Origin of the sequence: Blastomonas sp. (genome assembly GCF_030373265.1) — a bacterium.
Classification (GTDB): Bacteria; Pseudomonadota; Alphaproteobacteria; order Sphingomonadales; family Sphingomonadaceae; genus Blastomonas.
On the sequence record NZ_JAUCZC010000014.1, the window covers coordinates 99780 to 107616 of the forward strand.

Below are 7837 nucleotides of genomic sequence, written 5' to 3' on the forward strand. Positions count from 1 at the left end.
GGCTTTAGCCAGCAGATGTATCGGCCCGGTTGAGCTTCCGCATCAACGGGGTCACGGACAATCCGTGCAACACGATCGAGCCCAGGATGATCAGTCCCACGGTTTCCCAGAGGGCATGCTGGTCAGCGAAATTGCCGTGGTTGAGCGCGAAGGCGAGGTAGTAGACCGACCCAAGCCCGCGAATGCCGAAAAAGGCGATGATGAACCTCTCCAGCGCGGGGCGCGGCAGATCGATCAACGCCAGCCAGCCAATCACAGGCCGGATTACCAGCAGAACGAGCGCCGCGACCGCAACGTTGTTCCAGCCGACGTTCGCCAGCAGCTCGCCGCCTGTCAGCATGCCACCGAAAAGCACCAGCAGCACCATCATCACCAGCCGCTCGGTCTCATCGGCGAAGTCATGCAATTCCGAATTGAAGGCGTCGCCCTTGGCCGATCGGTTCAACATCACGCCCGCCACGAACACCGCCAGAAAGCCATAGCCATATGCGAACTCGGTGGTGGCATAGATGGCCAGCGTTGCCCCAAGGGCGATAAAGCCGTCTCCGGTGCGTGACAGCCGGGTATCTTCGGGCAGGCGGTAGATGATCTGTCCCAGCAGCCAGCCGCCCAGAGCCCCCATCGCAGCACCGACGCTGAGCCGCCAGACGACATCGTGCCATAGCCAGGTTCCGAGCGAGGCGAGGCCCAGACCGCCGGCGCTCGCGACCAGCGCGAGATGGACGAATGGAAACGCCAGCGCATCGTTGAGCCCGGCTTCCGATGTCAGCGCGAATCTGGCTTCGTCGGTATCGTCGCCGCTCGGCCGCTCGATCTGGACGTCGGACGCCAGCACCGGGTCTGTCGGCGCGAGGCACGCGCCAAGCAGCAGCGCCGATGCGAGCGGCAGCCCGAGAATCCAGTGACCCGACAGCGCAATCGCGCCAATCGTCAAGGGCATGACCACGGCCAGCAGCCGGATCGTGATGTTCCAGTTTGTGATCGTGAATGGTCGTCCGATCTTCAGGCCTGCGCCCATCAACGAGATGATCACGATGAACTCGGTTGCTTTCTCGATCAGAACAGGGGCTTCCACCGGGTGGGGCGAGAACGTCCCCAGCGGCGTGAGCGCGAAGATGGCCATGCCCAGCCCGACAAAGATGATCGGCAGCGACAGGGGCAGTTTCTTGAGCAGCAGCGGCAACCACGCGACGAGCAGCACCACCACGCCGATGGCGAGCAGCCACAAGGTGTAGTTGTGCATCAGAAACTTGCCGATCGCACTGGTGAACAGCGGGTCGGCAAAAGCCGTGACATCCAGCGTCGGCGATTGGGGGATCAGGGATTGCCCGCCAAGCCGTGTCATCAGTGCGCAGCACCCCAACTAGGGCCCGTGCCGATCTCGACGCCCAGAGGCACGCTCAGCGTGACCGCTGGCTCGGCTGAGCTCTCCATAACGCGTCGGATCACCGCCGATGCCGCCTCCACCTGCTCTGCGGGCAGTTCGAACACAAGCTCATCGTGCACCTGCAACAGCATGCGCACCTCGTGCAGCCCGGCAGCCTGCAGCGCGGGCACCATCCGCACCATCGCCCGCTTGATGATATCGGCGCTGGTGCCCTGGATCGGCGCGTTGATCGCGGCGCGCTCGCTGCCCTGACGCTCGGCCTGGTTCTTGGAGTTGATCCGCGGAAAATGCGTCTTGCGGCCAAAAAGGGTCTCGGTGAAGCCGCATTCGCGCGCTTTTTCCATCGTCTCGGCGATATAGCGGTTGATGCCGGGGAAGCGCTGGAAATAGGTGTCGATCATGGCCTGCGCTTCGTCTGCGCTGACCTCGAGCCGCCCGGCCAGACCCCAGCGCGATATGCCGTAGAGGATCGCGAAGTTGATCGTCTTGGCACGCCCGCGGGTGTCCCGGTTGACCTCGCCGAACAGTTCGAGCGCCGTGCGGTTGTGGATGTCCTCGCCCTTCGCAAAGGCATCGCGCAACGTTTCGACATCGGCCATGTGCGCGGCCAGCCGCAGCTCGATCTGGCTGTAATCCGCAGCCAGAATGACATTGCCGGGCTCCGCGACGAAGGCATGCCGGATCTGCCGCCCGATCTCGGTACGGATCGGGATGTTCTGGAGATTGGGCTCGGTCGAGGACAGCCGCCCGGTCTGTGCGCCGACCAGGCTGTAGCTGGTGTGGACGCGGCCCGTCACCGGGTTGATCTGCTCCTGCAGCGCGTCGGTGTAGGTCGACTTCAGCTTGGCGAGCTGCCGCCAGTCGAGCACCTTGCGAGAGATGTCAGACCCTTCGCCGGCCAGCTTCTCCAGCACGGTGACATCGGTCGAATACTGGCCGGTCTTGCCTTTCTTGCCACCCTTGAGGCCCATCTTGTCGAACAGGATCTCGCCCAGCTGCTTGGGGCTGCCGATGGCGAAGGTCTGGCCTGCAAGCGCATGGATTTCGAGCTCGAGTGCCGCCATGCGGGTGGCAAAATCATGGCTGAGCGCGGCCAATTGCTCGCGATCGACCTTGATGCCGTTGCGCTCCATCGCCGCGACCACCGGAACCAGCGGGCGGTCGACCATCTCGTACACGCGGGTCGCGCCCTCCGCGGGCAAGCGGGGGCGCAGCACGTGCCACAAGCGAAGTGTCACGTCGGCATCTTCTGCGGCATAGCGGGTGGCATCGCTCAGCGGCACTTCGTTGAAACCGATCTGCTTCTTGCCGGTCCCCGTGAGCGACTTGAAGCTGATGCACTCGTGCTGCAAGTGCCGCTGCGCCAGCGCATCCATGCCGTGACCGCCACTGCCGAATTCATGCCCCGCATCGAGATCGAAGCTCATCACCATGGTGTCATCGATGGGAGCGACCGCAATGCCATGACGCGCGAGCACGTTGATGTCGTATTTGAGGTTCTGGCCGATCTTGAGAACGCTGTCGGCCTCGAGCAGCGGCTTCAGCCTGGCGATGGCGATGTCCATCGGGATCTGCGCGGGCTTTTCGGCGAACATGTCGCTGCCGCCATGCCCGAGCGGGATATAGCAGGCCTCACCCGGCGACAACGCCAGACTGACCCCGACCAGGCGTGCCTGCATCGAATCCAGCGAATCGGTTTCGGTATCGACTGCGATGGTCCCAGCAGCGAAAGCCCGGCTGATCCAGTCATCCAAGGCTTCGATATCCTGCACGCAGACATACGCGGCGGTATCGATCGGCGACATCCCGATCGGCTGTGGCGCGATGGCGTTGTTGCTGCGCGGGGCGGTATCACCCGACGGAGCAGACGATGATGGCGGCGAATCCGCGGGCCCGCTCGCACCCAGCTTGCGCAGCAGGCTGGTGAAACCGTGGAATTTCAGGAATTCGGCCAGCGGTTCGGGCGGGATGTCCTTGAGGAGAAAGTCCTCCAGCTCGTTGGGCAGCGGGCAATTGTCTCTCAGGGTCACCAAAACCTTGCTCAACCGCGCCATCTCCGCCTGCTCGATCAGGCTGTCGCGCATCTTGGACGGTTTCATTGCGGGAGCTGCAGCCAGCACGCTTTCCAGATCACCATGTTCGACGATCAGCTTCGACGCGGTCTTCGGGCCGATGCCGCGGATGCCGGGCACGTTGTCCACCGCATCGCCCATCAGCGCAAGAACGTCGCCGAGCTGTTCGGGTGTGACGCCGAATTTTTCCATGACCGCTTCGGGGCCCATGCGCACGTTCTTCATCGTGTCGAGCATGTCGAGCCCGGGCTGGATCAGCTGCATCAGATCCTTGTCCGAGGAAACGATGGTGACCTTCCAGCCCTTGGCGAGCGCGTCCACCGCATAACTCGCGATGATGTCGTCCGCCTCGACATTGTCTTCCTCGATGCAGGGCATCGAAAACGCCCGGGTGGCATCCCGGATCAACGGGAACTGGGGGACCAGATCTTCGGGCGGGGCAGGGCGGTGCGCCTTATACTGATCATACAGCTCGTTGCGGAAACTCTGCGAGCTCTTGTCCAGAATCACGGCCATATGCGTCGGCCCGTCGGCCTTGTGCAGATCATCCGCCAGCTTCCACAGCATGGTGGTATACCCGTAGACAGCGCCCACAGGCGTGCCTTCCGGATTGGTCAGCGGTGGCAACCGGTGGTAGGCGCGGAAGATGTAGGACGATCCGTCGACGAGGTAGAGATGGTTCTGTTGTGACATGGCAAATCCGATAGCAGCGGGTTCCGGCACGGTCATGCAGTTTCGGAACCTCGAGCGCAGCCAGAGCGTTCCTTTGTGACGCTGAAGGCGTATACCTCGCGCACCACAAAAGGAGCACTTTTCATGCGAAATCTTGCAATCATCGGCCTCGCAGCCCTCACCCTTGGCGTTTCAGCCTGCTCGGCGGAAACCGAGGACCGCGCCAGCGCAGCGGCCGAATCTGCCGGTGACGACATTGAAGCCAATCTCGATACCGCTGGCGAGGCGATCGACAACACGATGGATGATGTCGAGGCCGGAGTCGACAGAACCGCCAAGGACCTCGATGCGAAGGCCGACAGGGCCGGCAACGAAATTGAGCAGGAATGGGACGAAGCAGAACGCGAAGCGGCGCGGGAAACGAACTGACCGCTGGCTATAACAGGTCTGCCTGCTCGATCCTGCTGGACCGGGCGGGCAGGCTGATCAGCGTTCCATCCTCCCCCATCACCACCGTTCCGGAATAGGCTTCGGCCACACCCTTGAGAAAATAGGGATGCAGCAGCCTGGTCGGCATGCGCGGCACGATATGCGTCAACACGAGCATCCGCGCCTTGCCCTTTTGCGCGCTGCCCGCAACGGCCACGGGCGAGCTGTGATAGTTGGTGATATCCGCCATGATCTTGGCGACCCTCGCATCGCCGCGGGCCTTGGCGGTAGCGGAGATCTGCCTGACCATGTCGATATTGAGCACTTCGTGGACCAGCACGTCGCACCCGTTGCACATCTTAGATACCGATGCCGTTGGCGCGGTATCGCCGCTGATCACCACCGAGCGACCCTTGTAATCGAAGCGATAGCCCAGCGCCGGTTCGATCGGACTGTGATCGACCAGAAACGCGGTGACGCGCACGCCCGATGCTGCATAGACCACCGAAGGGGCATCCTTGCCGCCGAGCGAGATGGTTTTGGCGCGCGCGCCAGCACCGCTGCGCGGCATGATGTCTGCCCCATGATGCGCGATGCGATAGCCATAGTCGGCCGTGTACGCGGTGTCGAAGCCCGAGACGATGCGATCGACGCCTTGCGGACCATAGACCGGCAAGGGCGATGAGCGACCGCTGCTGGCCCAGCGCAGCATCAGGACCTCACCCAGACCATCGATATGGTCCGAGTGGAAATGCGTCAGAAAGGCAGCGTCGATCTTGCCGAGCGAGACCCCGATCTGCCCGATCCTGCGGCCAGCGCCCGAGCCTGAATCGACGAGGAAGACCTGCTTGCCCGCGATCACCAGGGTACAAGGGCCAGCGCGCGCCGGATCGGGAAGGGGAGAGCCGGTTCCGCACAGGATGACATGCAACCCATCGTCGAGGCCGACGGTGGCATCTTTGCCGTAAGAGGCTTCGAGCGCCCGCGCGAACACGATTTCGCCGAGCGGCTCGCGCGCCAACCAGCCAATCACGGCCAGAACAGCAAGCAATATGACCGCAACGGTCAACAGGCGGCGCATAGGCTATCCCCTCAATATTATGTCACTCCATATGCCATAATATTGAGGGGATAGCCAGCCGCGATCGGCGATCGAAGATTTCCGATTGCGACCGAGTTATGGCGCGTTGCGGTATCGCAAAGTCGTCGTCAGGCCGCAGGATGGTGTCGATCCAGCTTTGCGGACCGGTGCGCGAGACCCAATGCCACCACCAGCTTCGATTGTCGCCGCGCCGCTGCCGTGCCTCCCGGCAGCATCCGAATGAAGCAGTTGTCGACCCCCATTGATGTCGGAGCCGAAATCGACCCGCAAGAATTGTTCCGCAGGGCTTGGATGAGGTTCGGCCAGTCGTCGACCACAAACCGTCTGCATCGGCTGGAAAAGGCGGCTTGGCAGCGCCGCTCGCGCGCCATACACTGACTATGCCCGCAACTGGCGCATCAAGATGGATCACCATCGGGGAGCGGGTGATATCATTCGTGTCGCGCGCCTGGGCAACCTTCCGGAAGAAAGGCATGCCCATGACCGACGCCAATCCACCCTTCACCGTTGTCTTCGTTCTGTTCGATAACGTCACCCAGCTCGACTTCACCGGACCAGCGCAGTTCCTGTGCCGGATGCCGGGGGCGAAGGTTCATGTGGCGGCTGCCGATATGTCTCCGGTGATGACCGATGTCGGCTTCGGCATCATGCCGACGGTGACGTTTGCCGATTGCCCGCAGGCCGATCTGCTGTGCGTTCCCGGCGGGCTGGGCGTCGCGCCTGCACTCAGCGATACGCGGCTGATCGATTTCGTGGCGCAACAGGCGTCGGGCGCGCAATGGATCACCAGCGTGTGCACCGGTGCGTTCATCCTGGGCCGCGCGGGATTGCTGAAGGGCAAGCGCGCAACGACGCACTGGGGCTATACCGGCCTGTTGCCAATGGTCGGTGCCGAGCATGAGGACGCGCGCACCGTGTTCGACGGCAATCTCGTGACCGCAGGCGGCGTGACCTCGGGCATCGATTTTGCACTGGCGATCATCGCGCATCTGCATGGCGAGGATGTCGCGCGTTCGATCCAACTCTCGCTCGAATATGACCCCGCCCCGCCCTTGGTAGGGGGCACGCCTTCAACCAGTCCGGCTCACATTGTCAGTCTGATGCGGTCGCGTTTTTACGATGCTCGGTCAGCCGAGATGGCGGCCGCGCTCGACGCCACCGCCTGAGATAGAAAAAGGGCCGGAAGGTTTCCCCTCCGGCCCCGTTTTCTTGTGCTTGGCTTGGAGCCGAGCAGCGTGGATCAGAAATCCATGCCGCCCATGCCGCCCATTCCGCCGGGCATGCCGCCCATGCCGCCGCCCGAAGACTTGTCTTCAGGAGCGTCACAGATGGCAGCTTCGGTGGTGATCAGCAGACCGGCAACCGATGCTGCGTCCTGCAGAGCAGCACGAACGACCTTGGTCGGATCGATCACGCCGGCAGCCACCAGGTTTTCATACACATCGGTCGATGCGTTGAAGCCCAGCGTCTCGTCGTTGCCGTCGAGCAGCTTGCCCGAAACGACCGCGCCATCATGGCCGGCATTCTGTGCGATCTGGCGAACCGGAGCGTACAGCGCCTTGCGGATGATATCGATGCCACGGGTTTGGTCGTCGTTGACGCCGGTCATGCCTTCGAGCGCACGGGTTGCATAAAGCAGGGCCGTACCGCCACCGGGGACGATGCCTTCTTCGACGGCTGCGCGGGTTGCGTGCAGCGCGTCGTCAACGCGGTCCTTCTTTTCCTTCACTTCGACTTCCGAAGCGCCACCGATCTTGATGACCGCAACACCGCCGGCGAGCTTGGCCAGACGTTCCTGCAGCTTTTCACGATCGTAATCGCTCGAGGTGTTCTCGATCTGGCCACGGATGGCTTCCACGCGAGCCTTGATCGCATCGGCTTCACCCGAACCATCGACGATGGTGGTGTTGTCCTTATCGATCGAAACGCGCTTGGCTTCGCCGAGCATGCCGATGGTAACGCTTTCCAGCTTGATGCCGAGGTCTTCGCTGACCATTTCACCCTTGGTGAGGATCGCGATATCTTCCAGCATCGCCTTGCGACGATCACCGAAGCCAGGAGCCTTGACCGCAGCAACCTTGAGACCGCCACGCAGCTTGTTGACCACCAGGGTCGCCAAAGCTTCGCCTTCGATGTCTTCTGCGATGATCAGCAGCGGACGACCGGTCTGGACGA

At 62.6% G+C, this 7837-nt stretch carries 6 protein-coding genes and 1 riboswitch; of the genes, 2 read left to right on the forward strand and 4 right to left on the reverse strand.

From position 1 onward, the window contains the following. Positions 1–4: 4 nt before the first annotated feature. A complete protein-coding gene (locus QUV11_RS10230) occupies positions 5–1345 on the reverse strand; it encodes a cation:proton antiporter (RefSeq protein WP_300882284.1) in 1341 nt (446 codons plus the stop codon). Continuing rightward, on the reverse strand, positions 1345–4152 hold the full coding sequence (gene polA / locus QUV11_RS10235; RefSeq protein WP_300882286.1) for a DNA polymerase I: 2808 nt from the start codon (positions 4150–4152) through the stop codon (positions 1345–1347). Before polA ends, QUV11_RS10230 begins: the two co-directional genes overlap by 1 nt. A 75-nt stretch (positions 4153–4227) precedes the next feature. Here polA and QUV11_RS10240 point away from each other — a divergent pair, with 75 nt between their 5' ends. Further along, entirely contained in the window at positions 4228–4560 is a 333-nt protein-coding gene (locus QUV11_RS10240; RefSeq protein WP_300882288.1) for a hypothetical protein, read from the forward strand. Between the two features lie 7 nt (positions 4561–4567). Here QUV11_RS10240 and QUV11_RS10245 read toward each other — a convergent pair whose 3' ends face one another. Then, positions 4568–5641: an MBL fold metallo-hydrolase gene (locus QUV11_RS10245; RefSeq protein ID WP_300882290.1), complete on the reverse strand. Its 1074-nt coding sequence runs from the start codon at positions 5639–5641 to the stop codon at positions 4568–4570. A gap of 397 nt (positions 5642–6038) precedes the next feature. Continuing rightward, positions 6039–6123, forward strand: a riboswitch (ZMP/ZTP riboswitch). 18 nt (positions 6124–6141) lie between these two features. On the opposite strand from QUV11_RS10245, the gene QUV11_RS10250 reads away from it, so the two are divergent. Next, complete coding sequence (locus QUV11_RS10250) at positions 6142–6828, forward strand: DJ-1/PfpI family protein (protein ID WP_300882292.1); 687 nt, start codon at positions 6142–6144, stop codon at positions 6826–6828. A gap of 74 nt (positions 6829–6902) precedes the next feature. On the opposite strand, the gene groEL is transcribed toward QUV11_RS10250, so the two are convergent. Next, positions 6903–7837: chaperonin GroEL (groEL, locus tag QUV11_RS10255; protein ID WP_300882294.1), on the reverse strand; the 935-nt coding region annotated here is incomplete at its 5' end.

Bases quoted from the DNA above. Each gene is read 5' to 3' on its own strand.
- QUV11_RS10230 (WP_300882284.1), bottom strand. From the start codon at position 1,345: ATGACACGGCTTGGCGGGCAATCCCTGATCCCCCAATCGCCGACGCTG.
- polA (WP_300882286.1), bottom strand. From the start codon at position 4,152: ATGTCACAACAGAACCATCTCTACCTCGTCGACGGATCGTCCTACATC.
- QUV11_RS10245 (WP_300882290.1), bottom strand. From the start codon at position 5,641: ATGCGCCGCCTGTTGACCGTTGCGGTCATATTGCTTGCTGTTCTGGCC.
- QUV11_RS10250 (WP_300882292.1), top strand. From the start codon at position 6,142: ATGACCGACGCCAATCCACCCTTCACCGTTGTCTTCGTTCTGTTCGAT.